This is a genomic window from Leisingera methylohalidivorans DSM 14336 (assembly GCF_000511355.1).
In the GTDB taxonomy this organism is placed as follows: Bacteria; Pseudomonadota; Alphaproteobacteria; order Rhodobacterales; family Rhodobacteraceae; genus Leisingera; species Leisingera methylohalidivorans.
On the sequence record NC_023135.1, the window covers coordinates 3,540,866 to 3,560,920 of the forward strand.

At 58.4% G+C, this 20,055-nt stretch carries 12 protein-coding genes and 3 pseudogenes; 9 read left to right on the plus strand and 6 right to left on the minus strand.

Going from position 1 to position 20,055, the window contains the following annotated elements; all coding sequences use genetic code 11:
* Positions 1-23: 23 nt before the first annotated feature.
* The 3 genes from METH_RS17290 to torT all read right to left on the minus strand — a co-directional run bounded on the left by METH_RS17290 (position 24) and on the right by torT (position 3,759).
* Positions 24-1,307 (minus strand): TfuA-like protein, encoded by a 1,284-nt coding sequence (locus METH_RS17290; protein WP_245602916.1) that lies wholly within the window; start codon positions 1,305-1,307, stop codon positions 24-26.
* Between the two features lie 50 nt (positions 1,308-1,357).
* Positions 1,358-2,563, minus strand: coding sequence for a YcaO-like family protein (locus tag METH_RS17295; RefSeq protein ID WP_024091768.1), 1,206 nt, complete (start codon positions 2,561-2,563; stop codon positions 1,358-1,360).
* Positions 2,564-2,706: 143 nt separating this feature from the next.
* Positions 2,707-3,759 carry a TMAO reductase system periplasmic protein TorT gene (gene torT, locus METH_RS17300; RefSeq protein WP_024091769.1) on the minus strand — a complete coding sequence of 351 codons (1,053 nt, stop codon included), beginning with the start codon at positions 3,757-3,759 and terminating at the stop codon, positions 2,707-2,709.
* Between the two features lie 92 nt (positions 3,760-3,851).
* Between torT and torS the strand changes: the two genes are divergently transcribed.
* The gene (torS, locus tag METH_RS17305) at positions 3,852-6,779 is read left to right on the plus strand and encodes a TMAO reductase system sensor histidine kinase/response regulator TorS (protein ID WP_024091770.1); all 2,928 of its coding nucleotides are present in this window, start codon (positions 3,852-3,854) and stop codon (positions 6,777-6,779) included.
* Here torS and METH_RS17310 read toward each other — a convergent pair.
* A complete protein-coding gene (locus METH_RS17310) occupies positions 6,760-7,452 on the minus strand; it encodes a response regulator (RefSeq protein WP_024091771.1) in 693 nt (230 codons plus the stop codon). The genes torS and METH_RS17310 overlap by 20 nt on opposite strands.
* 186 nt (positions 7,453-7,638) lie before the next feature.
* Here METH_RS17310 and METH_RS17315 point away from each other — a divergent pair, with 186 nt between their 5' ends.
* The 4 genes from METH_RS17315 (at position 7,639) to METH_RS17330 (ending at position 12,692) form a co-directional block, all read left to right on the plus strand.
* On the plus strand, positions 7,639-8,586 hold the full coding sequence (locus METH_RS17315; protein WP_024091772.1) for an ABC transporter substrate-binding protein: 948 nt from the start codon (positions 7,639-7,641) through the stop codon (positions 8,584-8,586).
* A gap of 68 nt (positions 8,587-8,654) precedes the next feature.
* Positions 8,655-9,686 carry a quaternary amine ABC transporter ATP-binding protein gene (locus METH_RS17320; RefSeq protein ID WP_024091773.1) on the plus strand — a complete coding sequence of 344 codons (1,032 nt, stop codon included), beginning with the start codon at positions 8,655-8,657 and terminating at the stop codon, positions 9,684-9,686.
* Positions 9,683-11,647, plus strand: coding sequence for an ABC transporter permease (locus tag METH_RS17325; RefSeq protein WP_024091774.1), 1,965 nt, complete (start codon positions 9,683-9,685; stop codon positions 11,645-11,647). The genes METH_RS17320 and METH_RS17325 overlap by 4 nt, the downstream gene beginning before the upstream one ends.
* A 4-nt stretch (positions 11,648-11,651) precedes the next feature.
* Positions 11,652-12,692 carry a GlxA family transcriptional regulator gene (locus tag METH_RS17330; RefSeq protein ID WP_052348739.1) on the plus strand — a complete coding sequence of 347 codons (1,041 nt, stop codon included), beginning with the start codon at positions 11,652-11,654 and terminating at the stop codon, positions 12,690-12,692.
* Between the two features lie 733 nt (positions 12,693-13,425).
* Here the strand turns inward: METH_RS17330 and METH_RS17335 are convergent.
* Together METH_RS17335 and METH_RS24560 are read right to left on the minus strand one after the other, a co-directional pair.
* Positions 13,426-13,898, minus strand: a pseudogene (locus tag METH_RS17335) (IS5 family transposase); the annotation flags it as partial.
* Between the two features lie 181 nt (positions 13,899-14,079).
* Positions 14,080-14,458 (minus strand): annotated as a pseudogene (locus tag METH_RS24560) (transposase); the annotation flags it as partial.
* 101 nt (positions 14,459-14,559) lie between these two features.
* Here METH_RS24560 and METH_RS17350 point away from each other — a divergent pair.
* The 4 genes and pseudogenes from METH_RS17350 to METH_RS17365 all read left to right on the plus strand — a co-directional run bounded on the left by METH_RS17350 (position 14,560) and on the right by METH_RS17365 (position 19,938).
* Positions 14,560-15,702: pseudogene (locus tag METH_RS17350) on the plus strand (IS3 family transposase).
* Between the two features lie 1,077 nt (positions 15,703-16,779).
* Positions 16,780-17,439 carry a hypothetical protein gene (locus METH_RS17355; protein WP_024091778.1) on the plus strand — a complete coding sequence of 220 codons (660 nt, stop codon included), beginning with the start codon at positions 16,780-16,782 and terminating at the stop codon, positions 17,437-17,439.
* The gene (locus METH_RS17360; RefSeq protein ID WP_024091779.1) at positions 17,439-18,512 is read left to right on the plus strand and encodes a helix-turn-helix domain-containing protein; all 1,074 of its coding nucleotides are present in this window, start codon (positions 17,439-17,441) and stop codon (positions 18,510-18,512) included. The genes METH_RS17355 and METH_RS17360 overlap by 1 nt, the downstream gene beginning before the upstream one ends.
* Positions 18,513-18,846: 334 nt before the next feature.
* The gene (locus METH_RS17365; RefSeq protein WP_044008486.1) at positions 18,847-19,938 is read left to right on the plus strand and encodes a hypothetical protein; all 1,092 of its coding nucleotides are present in this window, start codon (positions 18,847-18,849) and stop codon (positions 19,936-19,938) included.
* Positions 19,939-20,055: the final 117 nt, after the last annotated feature.

The following is a 20,055-nucleotide window of genomic DNA, read 5'->3' on the forward strand; positions in this document are numbered from 1 at the left end:
AGGTTTCGCCGTATATGCCCTGCCTAGTCGCTGCATTCCGGTGCAGACTGTGTTCTTCCCTTTTGATGATACATGAATTCACGCCGGATCAGCGCATAGAATTCATCAAGGGCTCTAAGACCGATGCCCGCAGCATACTTACCCAGGTCATCCGGAATTTCGCGCTGCAGACGCGTTTCAAAATACCAGACGGTCAAGCGCAACCGGTCCTGTTCAGGCTGATCGCTGCCCCGCTCAGCCAGCCACTGCGATTTGGAAATGGCTCGGGATTTCAATTGCGCATAGGCGTCTGCTTGCCGTAGCTCCGCCAGCAAGTGCAGGTCCAAATCCCTGTCCTGGGCGTTCACAGCGGTGCCGGCCAGCACTGTTTCCCCAAGCAAAGCTTCATACCCGTCAGCAGTCAGACCGTTTTCTGCCAGCCACTGCTTTAGGTCGTGACTGCGGAAAAGCTTGAGTGTTTCCCGATGGCGGTTCAATTGCTCCAAAATCTCTTGCCGGTCCGCACTCAGATCCGTTCGCCTGGCATCCTCCAGCGCCATACAGCGCAACGCAGCGCGGGTCCGGAATTCACCAAAGCGCTCCGGCTCGAGGCGCAACTCATCCAGCACCCGCAGATCCGCGTCCGGCAGGCTTTGCGCCTCCGCCTCGATACGCCGTACCAGTCCCTGCCAGGCAAGCGAGCGTTCAACCCTCTGTGCCGGCATGCAAGCGGCCATAGCTCCATTCTGCAGAACGGCCGCCATGCGGTTCAGCATCATCTGCGCGTCATCGCGCTTGGCATCCACCCGCCCGGTTTCCAGCCAGGCCGAGAACCTGCCAAGCCAGGATGCGTCCGCAACCCCCGCAAGGATCTGTTCCCAAGTCCTGTCCTGGTAGAACAGTCGCTTGGCCGTTCTGAGCAGCTCAGCAGCCTGATCCGCTTCCAGCGCTGCATCAGTTACCGCGCGCGCCACTGTTGCCCGGATCGAGACCATTGGTTCGCTTAGCGGAGCAAAGCCCATTTCTGCCGGGCAGTGCAGGACAGCAACTTCGTCATCGTCGCAGATTTCGCCAGCAGCATACGCCTTGTAGATGTTTCCGGTGCCAATCATCCCGAAGGCAGACAGCTCAACCGCCCGCAGCGCGCCCATGCTGGCGCTGCCGAATACCGCGATCCCCTGCTCCATTGCCCACAGGATTTCCTTGTGCCAGACCGAGGGTACGCCTTCAAAGTACCCGTCGATTAAGCCGATGACGGTTGCCCCTTGACGGGCGGCGCGGTAAATGTCGCCTTGACCAGCTGGCGGCAGAACAGTGGCATTCAGCAAGGTCCGGACCTCCTCAGCGCTGATTGTCGGGCCTGCAAAAACAACCGCCGTCAAGCCTGCGCCCCCGCTGCGCTCAGGGCCCGCGGGCCCGGTATGAAATCCGGATCGTCATGCGGCGCTTCCAGTCCCGGTATCACCGCGCGCACCACAGAGATGCCCAGACCCGGACGCGACAAATCGACTGTCAGAACTTGCTCAATCCCTGCATCCCCCAGCCGGCTCAGGAGCCAAGCCAGGTCATCTTCGAACGACGGCGACGAGTAGGTAGGGCAATCTTGCATCCGGGCCGTTGGTTCGCTCCGATCAAACAGCGCCCGGACATACTGCACGCGTTCTGCCGACGCTTCGGCTGTAAACTCATCCGGGTCCAGATCGTCGCGCGCACCTGAGATGTAGGTCAGCCGCGTCTGTGCCGCCTCGGTCAGCGCCCGCAGCAGCGCGATTGCCCGGTCCGGATGGCAGCCGCTGCCGATGCCGATATGGCCGGGCCGGCTGCCTGCTTCGCAAACCATGCAATGGAACGCCGCCACCCCAGTGTCCGAGGCAATATTCCAAACTCCGGCGTCCAATCCTGCCGCGGAAAACCGCTCCAGCGCCGCGCGGCAACGCAGGTCTTCGATGGTCCCGGGATTGATCCTCGGGCCCGGCGGTGCATGATGCCAAAGCGTGATTGCATCCCTTTCGATCAACTCGCAAATGGCGTGGCAAGTGGCTTCTGCCAGGCTGTTGCCGGAGGCAAGACCGTTGGTCGTGCGCGGAAACGCCCCCTGTCCGCCGCAAGGCCGGGCGGTATAGTCAGTGTCCACCATCTCATAGGGCAGCCAATGCGGTTGGCCTGACGCAAGATCCTCCCCTTTTATCCACAGCATCGGATGGTGAGGATCAAAGCTGCCGCCGGTCACACTGGGCAGCCGCTCAACATCCGCGACCAATGCCTCTTGCCGCAAGTCCAGATAGCTGGCTGCCCGCAAGGGCAGTGTGATCCGTTCCGCGTGCCAGGTCTCTATCGCTTCCATCACCCCCGAGGCCTGTGCCGCTTCCAGCGTCAGTCCCTTTCCAAGCGCCACCGCGACGGAGCGTGAATTCGGCCGCGTCACCATAACGGCAGGCAGGCCGACCCGGTCCAGCCCGGTCAGATTTGCAATCCGTGTAATGCCCATGCCGGCAAGATGCGGCCGGACGGCTGCCAGCGTCTGCGCCGGATTGCACAGCCGGTGGGTGTCCAAAACATATCCCTTTCGCTGCGCTTTTTGCATGGGGCAGGCCTCATATTCCATGACTGCCGGAGAAAGTCCGCCGGCCGCCTGTTGGTTTCCCGCAATATTTGGTTAAGGATGGTGGATCATACGCCGCCGGTCAACAAAGCTGCCGCTGCCGGTCTGGCCCTGCCATAGCATCGTCACCGTTGCGGATGAAAATCAAACACCGGTACAAAACTTGCCGGCGCCAGGGACTGCTCAAGCATATCCCCGCGCTGCGAGCTCTGATCAAATACCTGGATTTCCGGCCCGGTATGCTTGGTTTTCAGCTTTCCCTCAATAGCCCGAACCGCCATTTCAACAGCCAGCCGTCCTTGCAGAACAGGAAAATCCGTTGGGGCTGCAAGGATGCGATCACGCAGAACCCCCCGGTAGACGGCGTGGGTCATGTAGTCAGACACAACATGAACCTTTCCCTGCAAACCACGGGCACGGAGGACCGACACCGCCGCCTCGGCAGCCGGCGCGGACCCGGCGATGTAGTCCAGATCTTGCGCCTCATCCAGCGCCTCCTCTACGAGGCGAACCTGGATCTCCCGTCCGGTGTCTCCGTATTTCGTCACTGCGACCACCGCGGAACTTTCCGCCAGCGCCGAGCGAAACCCTTGCTCGACAAATTTCACCCAGCCCGCATTCTCCGGGCCGGGAAACCAGGCCACTTTCACTGGCGGCGTGCCTTTGGGATGCCGTGCAGCGATGATACGCCCGGCTACAGCGCCCATTTCTATCCAGGATACACCGACTTTGGCAGTGATCCCTGCATCGGCGATATCATTCACAGCAGCGATTACCGGAACTTTCGCCGAAATCCGTTGCACAGTTCCGGTAAGACCCGCAAAGGAGACTGTCCCCAGGATCAGGGCATCTGCCCCTCCCTCCACGCAGTCTTCAGCCTGGCGAATCTGCCGCTGCAGGTTCGGATACCCGCCGGCCTCAACCAGCTTGAAAGCTACCCCCAGACGTGCCGCCTCAGCCACCATTCCGTAGTTGACGCTCAACCAATAGGCGTCCTTCAGATGGGGATATGCAATGCACAGCCGCCATATCTGCGAGGCTCGTTTCAACGGCTGATAAACGGCGGTCTCGTACCCGCTTTCGTAGTCGAACGGGATTCGCGGATTCTGCAGGCGCCAGTTGTCGGCGGCGGCTGTGGTGCAAAGCACTGAGAAGACCAGAAACCAGATTGCGCGCATTAAATTTCCTTCCAGGCACCGAGGATAGGCAGCAGAACGCAAAAGGGAAATTCAAAATTGCACAACAGACAAATGCGCGCGACAGTTCAGGCATGTTAAAAAAGCTTGGTCTTGGCGGGAAATTAAGCCTCGCATTCGTCGTCATTGCAGGGCTGCCCACCCTTGCGGGCATCCTTGGCCTGATCGAACTGCGGGTGCTTGCACGCCGCCAGGCAGAGGTCATCAGTCAAACCATCCCGGCCATCGCCGAAGTCCGCGGCATGGCCGAGGAAAGCACCCGTATCATCGCTATTGCTCCGGAGCTGGCCGCAGTCGACACCCAGTCCGAACGGGAAAAGCGGACGGAATTCCTGTCAGCTCAAGTCGAAGCACTGACCCGGAGACTTGAAGCCCTGGAGACAGCTGGCAGCACCGGGTCCGCCCGGCTGCGTGAAACCGTGACAGAGGCGTCCCGCGTGCTGCCGCTGCTTGATGCCCTGGTTGAGACCCGCATTGCCCTGCACAGCGAATTCAACCAGTTGGCCGGGCAGAATCTTTCCGCTGCAAACAACTTGCTCAGCATGGCCGACACTTTGGTGGCAAATGCCGAGATGGGGACCACTGCAGTGATATCAAGCCTTTATGGTCACAGCTCCTCCCCAATTGAGGAGAAAGCCCGTACCGATACGCTGGACAAGCTGATCGAGGTTGACCTGTTCCAACTGGGCCTGATGTTCGAATTGCGGTCGCAAACCGCCGAAATCGGGCTGCTGATCAACCGGATCGAAGACGCGCGCGATGAAACCGAACTGGGTGAGATCGAGACATCTCTGACCAGCCGGTTGCTCATAGTTTCCCGCCGGATAAAGGCGATCCGCGACCCTGGACGGCGCCAGCAGGCCGAAAGCTTTGCCGTGCAATTACGTACCGTCTCAGAGCAGGACATTGGGCTGTTTGTGCTGCGCCACAGGATTCTGACCACCGAAGGCCGCATAACCGCGCTGCAACAGGGCTTGCAGGATACCGCGTTGCGGCTTGGCGACGAGGCTGCAGCCGTGGCAGATCAGGCCCAAGCACGGGTGATCCGATCAGGCAACGCAGCCGCTCTCGACGTTCAGCGGGCCCAATTGCGCAACGGCTTTGCGGCGATTGCAGGGCTTGTGCTGTCGCTTGCAGTCCTGTGGTTTTATGTGCGCGGAAGCATCACCCGGCGCCTTAACCAGCTGTCGGGGACAATGGCGGCCCTGATGCGCGGCCAGCTTGACCACCGTGTGCGCCCCCAGGGGCATGACGAAATCGCCCGTATGGAGGCGGCCGTCGAGGTTTTCCGCCAGCAAGCCATCGACAAATTGGAACTGGAAAGTGTCCGGGATCGCAATGAGCAGGAACTGCGCGAACACCGCAACAATCTCCAGGTCCTGGTCAATGAACAGACCGAGCGGCTGCAGGAGGAAGTCGAAGCCCATGACGAGGCCCGTCGGAAGGCAGAAAGCGCCGATCGTGCTAAATCCGAATTCCTCGCCATGATGAGCCATGAAATCCGCACGCCGATGAATGGCGTGCTTGGCATGCTGCGCAGCCTTTCGGACGATGGCCTGTCTGCCAAGCAGATGGAGCGGCTTCGGGCAGCGCTGGTCTCCGGCCAGAATCTGCTGAAGATTTTGAATGACATTCTGGACTACTCGAAAATCGAAAGCGGTGCACTGAAGCCGGAAATCAGCACATTTTCCCTGCGGGAACTGGTAACCGACATCGTCGTGCTGCTGCGGCCCGGCGCGGACAGCAAAGGCGTCCACCTGTGGCTTGATGCCCCCGGCAATCTGCCAGAGGCAGTGCAGGGCGATGCCGCCAAGCTCCGGCAAATCCTGTTCAACCTGCTGTCCAACGCCCTGAAATTTACTGACGACGGCGAGGTCATTCTGCGGATCCGGATTAACGAGACTGCCAGCGGCCGCCACCGGGTGACCTTTGAAGTCAGTGACACCGGCAAGGGCATATCGGCGGAAGCAAAGTCCAGAATATTTGAGGCCTTTGAACAAGAGGACACAGATACCGCCCGCAAGTTCGGCGGCACCGGGCTGGGGCTCGCAATCAGTAGGCACTTCGCCCAAACCATTGGTGCCCGGCTGTCGCTGGAAAGCACCCCTGGTGTGGGTTCGGTTTTCACACTGGCCCTGGAGCTGGAACCGGGGAATCCCGCCGATCTGAAGTGTGAAGAGCCGCCAGTCCCGACAAAGCAAGCCGAACGGCCCCTGTCTGTGCTGGTGGTCGAAGACAACGAAATCAATCAGATGGTGGCACAGGGGTACCTGGAGCGTATGGGACACAGCTGCCACTGCACCGGCAGCGCCGAAGACGCGCTGGAACTGCTACCCGGTTCCGGGTTTGATTTGGTTCTGATGGATGTGAACCTTCCGGGCATCAGCGGCACCGAAGCCACCCGCCGCCTGCGCGCCCTGCCCGACCGGCGGGTTGCCGAATTGCCGGTCATCGGCATTTCAGCGCATGTGCAAAAGGACCAGATCGAGACGCACTTGCAGGCTGGCATGAACGGTTTTGTCGCCAAACCGGTCTCTCCTGAACGCCTGGCCAAGGCTTTAGACAGCGTTATGCAGGGGCGCGAGGGCGCAATTTACTTGTCCGACCGCCAGGCTGCCCTGGAACAGCCGAACCGCCGCGCCAGCCTTCAAAAACAGATGCAGGAAAACATGCGTGATCTTGGCGAAAGGCAAGCTTTGGACATCGCAAGGATATTTGAACAGGAGCTTCCACTAGGCCTTGCCCGGATGACTGCGGCTTTGAAAACGCTAGACTTCGCAACTCTTGCAGTGGAAGCGCACCGAGCCAAAGGAGCTGCCAGCACTTTTGGCCAGCAGGATCTTGCTGCGCTGCTGGCTGCGCTGGAAACACTCGCCGAAAAAGGTGAAAGGAACGCTGCCAAGGACCAGTTGGAAAGGCTGACAGACATGGTCCCGCACATCTTGCACGCGCTAGCCGCGGTGCTGCGGGAATGTGAAACCGTCAGTTCAAAGGCGCCGTGAACACATAGCCCTCGCCATGCACTGTGGTGATTACCCGCGGATTGGCGGGATCCTCTTCCAGCTTGCCGCGCAGGCGCCGGATCAGCACATCCACGGTACGGGGATTCGCGCCGTATTGCCGGTGGGTCACCCGGCTCATCAGCGCATCGCGCGAGGCGACCTCCCCTGCCCGGCTGACCAGCATGTCCAACACTTCGAATTCGGCCCGGGTCAGAGAAATGCTGCCACCTTCCACCGTTTGCAGATGCCGCGCCGCAACGTCGAACTGAAATTTCCCGAATCTGTAGATCCGGCGTGACAAACGCCGGACATCTTCTGTCCGCCGCAGCAGGTTTTTCAGCCTTGCCAGCAATTCGCGCCGGTTGAAGGGCTTGCAGACATAATCATCCGCGCCAAGCTCAAGCCCGACGATCCGGTCAATCTCATCGTCCCGGCCGGTCACCAGGATGATCCCCAACTCGGACTTGGCACGCTGTTCCCGGGTTATTTGCAGCCCGTCTTTTCCGGGCAGATTGATATCGACAAGCAAAAGGTCAACATCCTGTTCTTCAAGTATACTTTCCGCGTCTTCGGCAGTCTCAGCCTGTGAAACTTTGTACCCTTGGGCGTCCAGATAACTGGCGAGAGTGGCCCGGGTGACGGGTTCGTCCTCAATTATCAGAATATGCGCCATGATTTTAACGTCCCCGCGATTATTCCCGCCGGTTAACAAATTTTAACATGACTGACCAGCCTGTTCATCCCGCCGGGCTGACCTGTTCACAACTGCTGCCTAACTTCTTTTCTCGAAAGCCCGGCTTTCAAAACGCGAAAAAGTTCAGGCCTTCAGGACCAGAGCTGCGACAACAGGGAGAAACACATGAAATACCGGCAATACCTATTGGCCAGTGCAGCGGCCGTAATGATGACGGCCCCGATGGCGATGGCCGAAGATTCCCCGGACCCCATCGTCATTCCGATCCACAACTGGTCAAGCCAGATCGTGATGAGCCACGTTGTCGGACAAATCTTTGAATCGATGGGGAACAGCGTCGAATATGTGTCGACCGACAGCCAGGCCGTCTATGAATCAGTCCGCCTTGGCGATGTGACCCTGGAGCTGGAAGTCTGGGAAGGCGCCTTTGGCAAATCTTTCAATGAGGCGGTGTCCAAGGGCGGCCTGCATGACGCCGGCGATCACAATGCCGTCACCCGCGAAGACTGGTGGTATCCGGCCTGGACCAAAGAAGCCTGCCCCGGCCTCCCGGCCTGGGAAGCACTGAACGACTGCGCCGCCGTCTTTGCCACGCCCGAAACCGGCGACAAGGGCCGGTTCCTGGGCGGCCCCGTCGACTGGCTCAAGCATGACGCCGAGCGCGTGGAGGCGCTGGACATGAACTTTACCGTGGTGAACGCGGGCTCGGCTTCGGCGCTTTGGGCCGAAGTTGCAGCTGCGGAGAAGACCAAAAGACCGGTGGTGATCTTCAACTGGACCCCGAACTTTGCCGAGGCCGTCTGGCCAGGCGAATTTGTCGAGTTCCCCAAGTGGGTCGAGGGCTGTGACAAGGACCCTTCCGTGGGCCCGAACCCGGATGCCACCTATGACTGCGGCAACCCGGCAAACGGCTATCTGAAGAAGGCCGCTTGGGACGGCATGAAAGAAAAATGGCCGGCAGCCTATAAAACGCTGACTGAAATCAGCTTCACCAATCCGCAAATTGCGGAAATGGCCAAGCTGGTCGACATCGATGAGATGGAGCCCGAGGACGCCGCAGCGGAATGGCTGGCCGCGAATGAGGGTCTCTGGAAGCCCTGGACTGGTTCCTAAACCCACATTCAGACCCTTGTTCCGGGGCGGCGCGCCGCCCCGGTTTCCCTATCAATGAAAGATAAGCCATGACCGCCGCCTCCCCTGTCATTTCCTGCAAAAACGTCTGGAAGCTGTTTGGCGCCCAACCGGAACAGTATCTGAAGTCCCTGACCGGCAACCCGGGTTTTGATGAGATCCGCCACGCTGGCTACATCGCAGCTGTGCGTGACGTCTCCCTGGATATCGCCAAGGGGGAAATGCTGGTGATCATGGGATTGTCAGGTTCCGGCAAGTCGACCTTTGTGCGCTGCCTGTCCCGTCTCATTGATATCACCGGCGGAGAGGTCCGGGTCGAAGGTCAGAACATTGGTGAGATGTCCGAGAAGGAACTGATCGAGCTGCGCCGCAATAAGATGGGCATGGTCTTCCAAAGCTTCGGCCTCTTGCCGCACCGCACCGTGCTGGACAATGTGGCCTTTCCACTGGAAATGCGCGGCCAGGACCGCCACGCTCGCCGCGCCCGTGCTATGGAAGTGATTGAACTGGTCGGCCTGTCGGGCCGCGAGGATTACTTCCCGCGCGAACTCTCTGGCGGCCAGCAACAACGTGTCGGCATTGCCCGCAGCCTGGCAATCGAGCCCGATATCTGGTTCCTGGACGAACCGTTTTCGGCGCTCGACCCGCTGATCCGCCGCGAGATGCAGGACGAATTTCTGCGCTTGCAGGAAATGCTGGGCAAAACCATCGTTTTTATCACCCACGACTTTGACGAGGCCCTGCGCCTTGCCGACCGGATTGCTATCATGAAGGACGGTGTTGTCGAGCAATGCGACACCCCCGATCAGATCGTGCTGAACCCCGCCACCGCATATGTTGCCAAATTCACTGAAGAAATTGAGAAATCCCGCGTCGTGCATGCCGGCGTTCTGGCACGGGAGGTGAACGGCCACAGCCTGACCGGGGCGCCGATCGGCGAGAAACAGACCATCTCCGAACTGGCCCGCCTGCTGGTCAATGACAGCCGCGACTTTCTGCCCGTTGCCAACAACGCAGGCAGCCTGATCGGAGCGATGAGCCGCCAGGAGGCGCTCGACGTTCTGTTGGGAGAGGCGTCATGACGGACCAGACCCTGATACTTGCTGGAAAGTCCCACGGCTGGACGCGCGCCAAGACCGGCTGGACGATCTTGGCAGCAGCTTGCCTGCTGGCCGTGGGAAACTCCGTCCTGCCCGCAGGGCTGGTGCGGCCGCCAGAGTGGCTGATCCTGCCCTTCGCTGACTGGATCAATGCCATCTTTGCTTTTCTCCGTGATGACCTGGGCCTGCTGTACCTGACCCGTGCCTTTGCCGACGGGGTGGAATGGCTGCTCGATGTGACCGCCAACCTGCTTTACGGCAAGAACCGCTGGCCCCGTCTGGGGCCCATTCCATGGACCGTGATTGCGAGCATCGGCTTTGTCATCGGTTATGCGCTGCAAGGCTGGCGGTTGTCGTTGCTCACCGGCGGCACCTTTGTCTGGATCGCGGTCATGGGGCAGTGGAAATGGGCGATGGAAACCCTTTCGGTTATCGTCGTCGCTGCCCCGTTCTCGATTCTGTTCGGGCTGGTCATGGGCGTTCTCGCCTGGCGCTCAAAAACCTTCGAAAAGTTCCTGAACCCGGTTCTCAACATCGCGCAAAGCCTGCCGCATTTCGCCTATATGATTCCGGTTGTCGTCTTCATCGGCGTTGGCCCCAAGGCCGGCGCAATCGTCACCATCATCTTTTCCGTGCCTCCGATGATCCGCATGTCCCTGCTGGGCCTGCGCAAGGTTCCGCATGAGGTGATTGAAAGCGGCCACATGTGCGGCTCCTCCCGCTGGCAGCTGCTGCGCCACGTCCGCATCCCCACCGCCCGGACAGAGATCCTGGTGGGCGTGAACCAGGTAATCATGCAATGCCTTGCGATGGTCGTTCTGGCCAGCTTCATCGGCATGCCCGGGCTGGGCCAGAAACTGCTGCAACTGCTGCAAGCTCTGAAGATCGGCCGCTCGGTCGAGATCGGCATCACCATCGTGCTCCTGGCAGTCATGCTGGACCGCTGCACCAAAGCCTGGGCGACCAAGCAGCCTGAGCACTTTGAGAAAGGTATCTCCTTTGCAGTCCGCAACAAATTTCTGCTGATCGGTGCGGGCCTCTCCCTTGCCTGCCTCGTTCTTGCGCAGTTCATCCCGCTGATGGACCAGATCAGCCGCCGCGAAGCCTTCACTATTTCCAAGCCGATTGATGCCGTAGCAGACTGGTTCATCGTGCTAATCGACCCGGTCACCCAGTGGCTGCGCTGGTTCCTGATCACCTGGGTGCTGATCCCGATCCGCGATGCCTTCCTATGGATGCCTTATACCGCAGTTCTGGCGTTGCTCGCGGCCGCCGGCTGGGCCATCGGCGGTTTGCGGTCCGCCCTCGTCTGCGTAGCCTTCTTCGGCCTCATCGCCATGTCCGGCTGGTGGGACCGGGCGATGATCACAGTCTATACCGTCGTCGTCGCCGTCGCTATTGCGACCGTGCTGGGCTTTCCGCTGGGCATCTGGGGATCGTTTCACGAGAAACGCGCCGCATTGGCCCTGCTGATCTGCGACACATTGCAAACCTTCCCCAGCTTCATCTACCTGATCCCAGTGGTCATGCTGTTCGGAGTGAACGATGTGGCGGTGATCGGCGCCGTTGTCCTTTTCGCCGCGGTACCGCTGGTGCGCTACACTATCGAGGGGTTGCGCCAGGTGCCCGAAACCCTGATCGAGGCCGCCGACATGTCCGGCGCCACCCGGATGCAAACGCTGTGGAAGGTCCGCCTGCCGATGGCGCTTCCTACCATCATGGTCGGGGTGAACCAGTCGGTGATGTTCTCACTGTTCATGGTGATCATTGCCGCCTTCATCGGCACCCAGGACCTGGGCCAGGAAATGCAGCGCGCGCTGTCCTCCACAGATGTGGGCAAAGGGCTGGTGCTTGGCCTTGCCGTCGCCTTCATGGGGCTGATGGTCGACCACTTGGTCACCACCTGGGCGAAATCCAAGAAAGATGCGCTGGGACTGGAGTGATAACATGACCTTCCATTCCAACGACTTTGGCCCTGCGCCCTGTACCCGCATCGGCTTTCTGCTGTTTCCAGGCTTTCCTATGGCCTGTCTGACTTCGGCGATAGAGCCGCTGCGTGCCGCCAATGAAATTGCCGGGCACCAGGTGTTTTCCTGGTCCCTGGTAACGGAGACCGGCGCGGACACAGCAGCTTCCGCCGGGGTCCTCTTTTCAGCAGAAACCAGCCTTGCCGGCACCGACGGACTGGACTGCCTGTTTCTGCTGTCCGGTCCGGAAGGTGAATTCGAAGATCCTGTCTCGGGGCATGGGCGGCTGCGCTATCTATCGCGGCACGGTGCAACACTGGGCGCAGTGTCCGGCGGTGTCTTCCCATTGGCGCGCAGCGGGGTTTTGTCCGGTCGGCGCTGTGCCGTTCACTGGTGTTATCGCAGCGCCTTTGAAACCGCCTTTCCCGATTGCCTAGCCGTTGACCGGCTGATTGTGCGGGACGGCAATATTCACACGGTCTCCGGTGCAACCGCCATGTTCGACCTGTCGCTGGAACTGATCGGCAATGCTCTCGGCCCGGACGCCAAGAACGAGATCGCCTGCCTGTTCCAGCACCCCGTCATCCGCAACGGCAGTGCCCGCCAGAAAATCCCAGTGCTGCAAAGCGACCGCACCGTCGACCAGATGCCGCCTGCGGTAAAGGAGGCAATGGCAATCTTCTCGGAGAACTTCGAAACCCCGGTCTGCATCCGAGACGTGGCCCGCTTGGCCGGCATTTCCCCGCGCCAGCTGGAGCGCAGTTTTCGCACCGCAACCGGCCTCAGCCCCGGCGAGTACTACCGGCGCCAGCGCCTGAAGGCCGCCCGGCAAATGGTGCTCTATTCCTGGGATCCGGTATCAGATATTGCCCATGCTGTCGGCTATGCCAGTTCCTCGACGCTGACTCTGCACTACCGCAAGCTTTATGGCGTTACGCCGGTCCAAGACCGCAAACACGCCTTCCAACCGCCCGGCCGCCGCCCAAGGCAAGCGGCGCCTCCGCCTCCGGGCGGCCTTTAGGCTCGGGACTTCGGTAACGGGTCGGTCCCCTTCAAGGCATTTCACGCAACAGGACTGATCCCGCCGAAGCAGGAGAGCGGCATCTTTTGGCTTTCGTGCCTGATCTTCAGACCGCCCTGTTGAACAGCTACGTCAGTTGCGTGCAGTTAGGCCCTCACGCGACCGCTCTGACCAATTACATGAAATTCGTCATAAAGACGAATTTGTGTTGCGTAGCAGCAGGTTACACGAGAGATCTGTTGACTTCTCGGACCTTATCCGCTATAAAGCCAGCTCAGATGGGTAGACCATCGCCCTGTCCGTGCGGGAGTCGCACACAATTTCAGTTCGAGGCTTTCGGACTGCATGAGGGCCACCTGCCGATGGGTAAGACGGCAGGAACATTCACCAGAGCATGCGCTGCTATTGCGCGAAAGAAATGCCTCCGCCCGTTGGTGCGGGGGAGGCCTAACCATGCTGCAGATCGCAGGTGTGGGTCAGTGTTTGTGACCTAAATATACCCTGTTTTGATCTGCGGCGCAAATCCCACGACCCGATGGGTCAGAATTAGGAAGAACAACTATGGAAGTTGCAGCAAAAGCTGTTCAGATCGCTAATAAGCCGGTTGATGCTTGGGAGCACAATCCTTTCGAGAAGGCTGGCCTGCCAGAGGGCCAGTATGAGCAGGAAGGACCAGACGAAAGCGCGGTGAAGGGAAGGAGTTCAAGAAGCTTGGGGCGAGTAGGGTCAGGACTCATAGCCAGTAAATGACGAGTGCGGCGAGGGCGATGGCTGAGAGGAAGACTTTCGGACAACGGTCATAGCGGGTTGCCACGCGCCTCCAGTCCTTGAGCCTGCCGAACATGATCTCGATGCGATTTCGCCGCTTGTACCGGCGCTTGTCGTACTTGACCGGTTTCTTCCGCTGTTTCCGACCGGGGATACACGCGCGTATCCCTTTGTCTTTCAACGCTTCTCTGAACCAGTCTGCATCATACCCGCGGTCCCCGAGGAGCCAATCGACATTCGGCAGGCTGCTCAGCAAAGCCCGTGCCCCGATGTAATCGCTGAGCTGACCAGCAGTGACGAACAGGTTCAACGGACGCCCCTGGCTGTCGCAGATGGCATGCAGTTTGGTGTTCATGCCGCCCTTCGTTCGACCAATCAGGCGTCCACGCCCCCCTTTTTGACGCCCATGCTGGTCGCGGTGCGGTGTGCCTTCAGGTACCCGTCTCAAAGCTCGTTTCAGTCTTTAAAATTTGGTTCCAAATCTGAAAGGAATTCAGCCCAACATTGGCTTGCCGAAACTGGCAGAACCAGCTCAGTTCGTGCAACTCGATATCATCGAACACCCTTGGCAAGTTGAGGTTGGCAGCGTGATCAGGGAACGCGTCGTAAAGACCTCTTAGGCCCTGCGCTGCGAGATGCCATGATCCCGCATCGCAGGGAGCGCTGCCTCTCGCCGCTCCTTCGGTGCCGTCAGATTTTTCCCAGCAGGTCTTTCAGAACCACATTGTCGAGCATCGTGTCTGCCAGCAGCCGCTTCAGCTTGGCATTCTCATCTTCCAGCGCCTTCAGCCGCGCCGCCTCCGATACCTCCATGCCGCCAGACTTGGACTTCAGCTTGTAAAAGGTCGCCGGGCTCAGCCCATGCCGACGGCACACCTCCGCCGTCGGCATCCCGTTCGGCACTACAATTGATCCACTGGATCAATTGCTTAACGCTTGAACTCCTGCTCTTTGATCATCCCGATGATTTGCGCCTCGGTGAAACGGCTCTTACGCATTCGTCTGCTCCTACATAGGTTGCTCTGCCCCCTGAAAACTGGACCGTATGAAGCTGGAGTTTTCCGCTAAGTTTCCCTGGCTGGGAGAGGAGAGGAATCGCATGAAAGCATCGAAGTTCACGGAGGCGCAGAAGGCCTTCATCCTGAAGCAGGGCGAGCAAGGCACGCCGGTCGCGGAGATCTGCCGCAAGGCGGGGATCAGCCAGGCGACGTACTTCAACTGGAAGAAAAAATACGGGGGTCTTCTGCCGGACGAGATGCGCCGGCTGAGAGCGCTGGAGGATGAGAACACCCGGCTGAAGAAGATCGTAGCCGATCTGACGCTGGACCGGGAAATGCTTCAGGATGTCATTCGGCGAAAGCTCTGAAGCCTGGCCGTTTGCGCGAGATCGTCACCGGGATGTGCGTCGACTGGGGCGTGTCGATCCGGAGGGCCTGTGGGGCCATCTGCTTCGACACCTCCACCTACCACTACAAGTCCCGGCGGATCACTGCCCGGCAGGGCATCGCCCAGCGATGTCCCGAGAGGGGACCAGGCTGCCGTCGAGCGGCGGATCAAGGAGATTGCAGAAACGCGTGTGCGCTATGGCTACAGGCGCGTCCATGTTCTGTTGCGGCGAGAGGGCTGGACCATCAATATCAAGAAGACACGCAGGATTTACAATGAGTTGGGTCTGCAGTTGCGGAATAAGCACCCGAAACGGCGAGTGAAAGCCAAGCTGCGCGAGGATCGCGAAGAAGCCACCGGGCCGAACGACGTCTGGGCAATGGATTTTGTTCACGACCAGCTGGCCATGGGAAAGAAATTGAGGATCCTGACCGTGGTCGACACGCATTCGCGGTTCTGCCCTGCCGTGGATCCTCGGTTCAGCTACCGCGGCGAGGACGTGGTTCAGACCCTGGAACAGGTTTGCGGCAGGATTGGCTACCCGAACACCATTCGAGTCGATAATGGCAGCGAGTTCATCTCCCGCGATCTGGATCTCTGGGCCTACGCCAATGACGTCACGCTGGACTTCTCACGGCCCGGAAAGCCGACGGACAACGGGTTCATCGAGGCGTTCAACAGCAAGTTCCGATCCGAATGCCTGAACGCGCATTGGTTCATGAGCCTTGCCGACGCCCGCGAAAAGTTGGAAGCTTGGCGTAGACACTACAACGAAGACCGACCTCACAGTGCGATCGGGTATAACGTCCCGATTGCCATGCATTATCCCGATGGCGTCACCAGCCCGTCATCGTGACACAGCCGGAAAACTCCAGCTTCCGGTGGTCCAATGTTGGGGACCAGAGCACAGGTTGGGCAGACTCTACTTCATGGTGAGGGATTTTGCGGGGGGCAGGTCAGCACCTACGGCGGTAAAAGCGTCGGTGCGGCACACGATGAAGGCTCTATCATCCATCTTGGACATACCCAATTTGACGCCATTTGGGTCGATTACCTCCACGCTCTCTCGATGGATTGAGCAGGTGAACGATGTCAAAGGGGAGAAATAGAATGCAACGTAGTCATTAACTACACCACCATGCGGCAGTGTGAACGCGCCAGTCCCGCGCAAACCAACCAGACCGGGTAGACTTGTTTGGTGACACCTTTGGGGTGTGCCATGATTCTTGGATCTGACTTCTCCATCTGCCAAGAAGGTCGGGATGTCCCGGTAATCAACTTGGCGAAACGCAAAACAATCAGGCATGGAGATGACTCACTTGTTTCAACTTCCGTGAAAACACACTGTTTTTCCGCCACCTTCAACCCAGAGTAATTACCGCCGGAGTTTTTTCTCAGTATCTTCACTGGGACCGCCAAGCCGTTATTCGCAACTGGGCCTGGAACAACTCGGGTTCACGCGAAGACTGTCCGTCTCGACCACAACGCAAACCTGGAATAACCTCTTTGCAGTCCCGGTGCAGTCCCGGGCAAACAACCAAAGAGGTGCAACAGCGGGTATTTCGCCAACACATTGCTTTCACTTGGTAAAAATGGTGCCCGGGGGCGGAATCGAACCACCGACACGAGGATTTTCAATCACATTACCAGCAACAAAATCAGATAGTTGTGAGCGAGTGTGAAGTTTCGTGTGTAACTTTTTGAAATTTTCCAGCAACGCGCTGATAATGATAGGAAAATTTACGCATGGTGAATGTTCCGGAGTTTGTCGGATCGAGCGTCAACTTCTTCAACTCCTGCAGCGTACACCACACGGAGCTGCTTGGGCCATGTGAAATGGTACAATCGCCCCAAAATACTCAACCCGAAAGTATGACCTTGCGTTTAATATTCCACCCCTCTAATGTGAGGCAAAATATTAAACGAGGTAGGCATGACTGCTTTCAATACCGCGATCTCCGAAACCCCAGCTGACGCAGAAGTGCGCCTTGCCGACTTCGGCCTGACGTCAACGCAAATTCTTGCCATTCGAGACTCCGCTCGTGCTGCTGCAGACGATGCAAGCCCGCTCATGCCCCTGAACGCACCTGGGACGCTTGCGTACATCCGCGGGGTCGAAGCACTGCGCGCCCAGGTGCTAGACGGCGAGTGGGTGATAGATCGCACCCTTGGCGTCGAAGCCGTGATCAATCGCGAACTTGGTATCCGCATCGGTTACCAGAATGTCGACAAGGCATGTGACCTCGTTTTCAAGCCGATGCCGCGTTCGGTGAAAGGTCCTGCTTCTGAAAAGATGTGCAGCTTTCCCCTGTTTGACTACTACGGAATGACCCTTGAAACCGACCATGACAGGGTTCCCCGCGATGACGTAAAAGACCCCCACGGGGATCAGGTAGCGACGTACTTTGTAATGGTGGGTGAAGACGGAAGCGTTGAACTGTCCAGCCCCATCATTGCCAACCAGAGATACTCGGACTTCCGGGAACGCATTTTTGTGGATCGCCCCGGCGAAGACTGGGAAGACCGGATTGAACCTGATAGCGAGCCCCTCGACGACTTTGACGTGCCGGTAAGCTTTAAAGACAAGACGTGATGTTCAGCGCAGAAAGACTTAGGATGGCCCGCTTTAGGCGGAAGCTGTCCGGAAAGGGACTCGCAGAAGCTGCGGGACTCACTCCTGTTACTGTGTCCAAGGCAGAGAACGGGCACCAGCCTGACGAAGCCACGGTGCAGAAGCTAGCGGATGCACTAGAGTACCCCATCGATTTCTTTTTCATGGAACCCCCGGAAACCCTCGAAACAAAAGCCGTTTCGTTCCGAAGCCTTAAGAAGATGAGCGCAGCCGAGCGTAACGCGTCCTTGGCAGCAGGGTCGATTGGGATCGCCTTCTATGACTGGATCGAAAAACACTTCAACCTGCCATTGCCGGACCTGATCGACCTGAGCAAAGAACGTGACCGCCCCGAGGTCGCCGCGCGTCTCTTGCGCCAACACTGGGGGCTCGGTGATCGTCCGATAGGGAGCTTACTCAAGCTCTATGAGTCGAAGGGTATCAGGGTTCTTTCCCTGTCGGAGAATACGCCAAACGTTGACGCTTACTCATTCTGGCACGCGGAACGCCCCTACATGTTCCTGAATCAGCGCAAGACGGCGGAGCGCTCGAACTTCGACTCCGCGCACGAACTCGGGCACCTTGTACTCCACTTCCACGCAGCGCGGCAGTCGGCGCAGATAGATGACGCTGAAAAGCAGGCGGACCAGTTTGCGTCTGCCTTCTTGATGCCAGAAGATGACGTAAAGAGCCGTTTCGGGCACGTCTACAGTGCCTCACAGATCATCCAGGCAAAGCACCGCTGGAAGGTGTCTGCGATGGCGTTGGCAACGCGACTGCACGGCCTAGGTATGCTGAGTGATTGGAATTACAGGTCGATCATCATCGAACTGGGACAGCGAGGGTACCGGAAGGGCGAGCCTGTAGGTGTGGAGCGCGAGACGTCCACGGTCCTGGGAAAAGTCTTGGCCGCACTCTGGAAAAACGGGGTCACCCGATCTGAAATTGCACAGAAGCTGAACCTTCCTTGGGAAGAGGTCGAAACGTTAATTTTCGATCTGGCAGGGCACATGCCCTCGCGCCCAGAGGCACCCTCTTTGCGCTTAGTGCGATAACCAACCAGCCGCGCCGGACCGTTCTGGCGTGGCCTAAACATTCCCTGGCGAAAAGGGCTTATAGAAGCTACGCACCTCGCCACGCACTGCGTCGGTGATGAAGCTATAAACGCAAAGAGCCCTTACCCCCATTGAAGGTTGCTAGCCAATCCGTAAGCTTCGTTTCGGACGGAATGTACTGAAACTAGGGCCAGGCCCTTTAAAGGATTGATTTGTGATTAAAACTATTTCTGTTGAAGTCATGGACGCGACTTGGCCTGGGCCTGGAAATGTCCCAGCTTTTCCACGGTCCTTTCATAGAGGGACCCAGATATGGGATATCAACTTCCCCGCAATGCTGCTTATGATTGGCTACCTTACAACGCCGACATCTTCGACGGGAGTATCCTTAAGCGAGTTTTGGGCCTGGGTAAGATATCTCTCCGCCGTCACTCCAGATCCGGACCTTCGCTTAACTAGTAGCTTCGCAGACCTCGATGCGCATCAGAAGACGATTCTAAGTGATGACTTTGGTATGGGCGCCCCGCTGCTATGGCTGAATGAACACCTAGATCTGGACCGGATAGTGGATGGACGGTACTTCGTGGAATATGTCGCGGCCTCAATGGGGGCAACGCAACGGAGGACAGCAAAGCGCGGCCCGAACAAGTCGCCAGATTTTGTAGCTCGTGACACAAGTGGCGTATGGCACGTAATTGAGTGCAAGGGCACCCAGTCCGGGCGCGAGTATGGCGCCAGACAGTTGGGGAACGCAGGGCCTCCTCCAACAGGAGGGGTGGCACAAAAACGGTCAATCCTTTTCCCAGCTGGCTATACGGGACAGCGCCTTGTCAGTGGGTTGCAGATTGGTGTTGAGGCCGGCAATCCAAGCCATTTAACCTTCATCGACCCGGAACCAGAGAAACCCTTCGTGGTAAGTGAACAAGATTTGGAGCTTGCGAACGACGCCGCGACACGGTGCGTAATGTCTAAAGCGCTGCGCCTTTCCGGCTATGAAACTTCTGCCGAGGTAACAGCTTCACCTTTCGGGAGGAGGCCTAGCGAACGATACGGGTACTCCAAGAAGCTTGAAGAGCAGCGGGTACAAGAAGTAAATGATCGCAATGAGCGCGCACGTGACGAACTAAAAAACAGAGAGCGAACCTCTCTTTTCGGCGAACACTTTTTGGGTCGCGAGCAGCATTTCGCACTGCCACGTTCCGTCATAGTTGATGACACTCCCGTTTCTCGCGTAGTTGTGAGGCAGGGTCTCAACGAGGACGCAATAAAAGAAATGCAGGATAGGCCAACTATCGAAGAGACAATTTCTGAGTCCGGCGCTGAGTGGGAGGCCAAGATCGGCCGAAGCATGCTCAAAAGTGAAGAGCGATCAGCAACTATGACCATAGGGAGTGTTTTCCGCTCGGAAATGATACTCGAAAAATGACCTAGTCAAGCCATTAGGTAATGCTGCTAAGCGGAGCAACAATGTGCATCGGTCAATTTTCCTTTTCAATCAAGAATATATCTATTTCAACGTGGCGATCAGTTCTCTTGCATAGTT

What these genes read in the sequence shown, in the direction of transcription:
- METH_RS17295 (WP_024091768.1), bottom strand. Translation starts at nt 2,563, where the DNA reads ATGCAAAAAGCGCAGCGAAAGGGATATGTTTTGGACACCCACCGGCTG.
- torT (WP_024091769.1), bottom strand. Translation starts at nt 3,759, where the DNA reads ATGCGCGCAATCTGGTTTCTGGTCTTCTCAGTGCTTTGCACCACAGCC.
- torS (WP_024091770.1), top strand. Translation starts at nt 3,852, where the DNA reads ATGTTAAAAAAGCTTGGTCTTGGCGGGAAATTAAGCCTCGCATTCGTC.
- METH_RS17310 (WP_024091771.1), bottom strand. Translation starts at nt 7,452, where the DNA reads ATGGCGCATATTCTGATAATTGAGGACGAACCCGTCACCCGGGCCACT.
- METH_RS17315 (WP_024091772.1), top strand. Translation starts at nt 7,639, where the DNA reads ATGAAATACCGGCAATACCTATTGGCCAGTGCAGCGGCCGTAATGATG.
- METH_RS17320 (WP_024091773.1), top strand. Translation starts at nt 8,655, where the DNA reads ATGACCGCCGCCTCCCCTGTCATTTCCTGCAAAAACGTCTGGAAGCTG.
- METH_RS17325 (WP_024091774.1), top strand. Translation starts at nt 9,683, where the DNA reads ATGACGGACCAGACCCTGATACTTGCTGGAAAGTCCCACGGCTGGACG.
- METH_RS17330 (WP_052348739.1), top strand. Translation starts at nt 11,652, where the DNA reads ATGACCTTCCATTCCAACGACTTTGGCCCTGCGCCCTGTACCCGCATC.
- METH_RS17355 (WP_024091778.1), top strand. Translation starts at nt 16,780, where the DNA reads ATGACTGCTTTCAATACCGCGATCTCCGAAACCCCAGCTGACGCAGAA.
- METH_RS17360 (WP_024091779.1), top strand. Translation starts at nt 17,439, where the DNA reads ATGTTCAGCGCAGAAAGACTTAGGATGGCCCGCTTTAGGCGGAAGCTG.
- METH_RS17365 (WP_044008486.1), top strand. Translation starts at nt 18,847, where the DNA reads ATGCTGCTTATGATTGGCTACCTTACAACGCCGACATCTTCGACGGGA.